2 protein-coding genes are annotated in these 1,183 nt (G+C 45.5%); one reads left to right on the top strand and one right to left on the bottom strand.

Annotation, left to right across the window (positions count from 1 at the left end):
* The first annotated feature begins 70 nt into the window (after positions 1 to 70).
* Positions 71 to 478: a transcriptional regulator gene (locus tag R8O70_RS25745; RefSeq protein ID WP_020841910.1), complete on the top strand. Its 408-nt coding sequence runs from the start codon at positions 71 to 73 to the stop codon at positions 476 to 478.
* On the opposite strand, the gene R8O70_RS25750 is transcribed toward R8O70_RS25745, so the two are convergent.
* Positions 465 to 1,043: a hypothetical protein gene (locus R8O70_RS25750; protein ID WP_025536625.1), complete on the bottom strand. Its 579-nt coding sequence runs from the start codon at positions 1,041 to 1,043 to the stop codon at positions 465 to 467. The genes R8O70_RS25745 and R8O70_RS25750 overlap by 14 nt on opposite strands.
* Positions 1,044 to 1,183: the final 140 nt, after the last annotated feature.

A 1,183-nucleotide genomic window follows, 5' to 3' on the forward strand; every position in this document is an offset into this window, starting at 1 on the left:
ATTCATCCTAGTCTTGTTTTCACATCGTCTCAACGGGTAAACTTTCGCAATTCGAACTGGAGTACGAAATATGTCTTTTGCCCAACGTTTAGCCACTTTGATTGGCGAAGAAAGCATCAGCGGATTTGCGCGACGCGTTGATGTGTCGGAAGCGCTCATCCGAAAGTACCTAAAAGGCAGCGAACCTAGCCTAACCAAAGCCAATCAGATTGCGATGCGGGCAAACTGCTCTCTTGAATGGTTAGCGACGGGTTGCGGTTATCTCTACCGTCGTGCTGAAGTGGTGGATATGGATGCCTATAAATTGGCTTTCCAACACGTGATGAATGAAGAGCTGACAGAAGATAAAGAAGAGCTTCATCGAAAGATCATTGCAGGGTACCAATACCTGCGCGCACATAAAAAGGCAGACGGATTTTTAGATGAATCCGCCATGGCGACATTTCTTGCTTTGCATAAAGAGACTAAAGCCGAGTAAGTCGCAACTCGATCATTTCGCCATCACTGCGTAAAGTAATGACTACGTGCGGTGATGGCTCTGTAAACTCATCTGCTTTTACCCAAACCATAGACCTCTCAATCTCTGGCGGGTAGCGATTTATCAGTAACACCACTTCTTTGTCGACCTCTCCTGCAGATTTGTTTTTCAGCGACGCTGCGACATCGTATTGCTCGTTGCCGATTGCTAAGCTTCGCATCACCAAACCATCTTTTCTTAGATTAAGAATGAGCTCACTCAGCGTTTGTCTCTGATACTCGGTTAAAAAGGAGAATTGCGCTTTCTTTTCTTCGAATACCGCCTCGCCGTATAGCGTCTGCTGATAGTAGGAAAACTCATCTAAACAGAAAGAACGGCTGAGATTTTCTGTCTCGCCAATCTGCACATCACACGGATACCAGTTCCCATCATGTTGAACCTGTTCACTCAGTTTCTGGTACGGCGTAGAAGACAAGACTTCTTGCCACCAGCGTTGCGAAGCCAATGAAGAAAAGGATGCCGCGACACAGCAGGAAAATAGCAAAGTTCGAGAAGCAAATCGCATGGTGTGTTTAAAGTTAAAAACGGAAAACAACGACCTTAACGCTAGGCTTAGATTTATCAAAGAGAATATTTTAGAGGCGAGTACGAAAATGTTATCTAGCAGACATTAAGAAGGCGCACTCTTGCGTGCGCCTCTACCTC

Origin of the sequence: Vibrio sp. 779(2023) (genome assembly GCF_033344285.1) — a bacterium.
Lineage (GTDB): Bacteria > Pseudomonadota > Gammaproteobacteria > Enterobacterales > Vibrionaceae > Vibrio > Vibrio alginolyticus.

Coding starts and splice junctions, on each gene's coding strand:
- R8O70_RS25745 (WP_020841910.1), top strand. CDS start 71: ATGTCTTTTGCCCAACGTTTAGCCACTTTGATTGGCGAAGAAAGCATC.
- R8O70_RS25750 (WP_025536625.1), bottom strand. CDS start 1,043: ATGCGATTTGCTTCTCGAACTTTGCTATTTTCCTGCTGTGTCGCGGCA.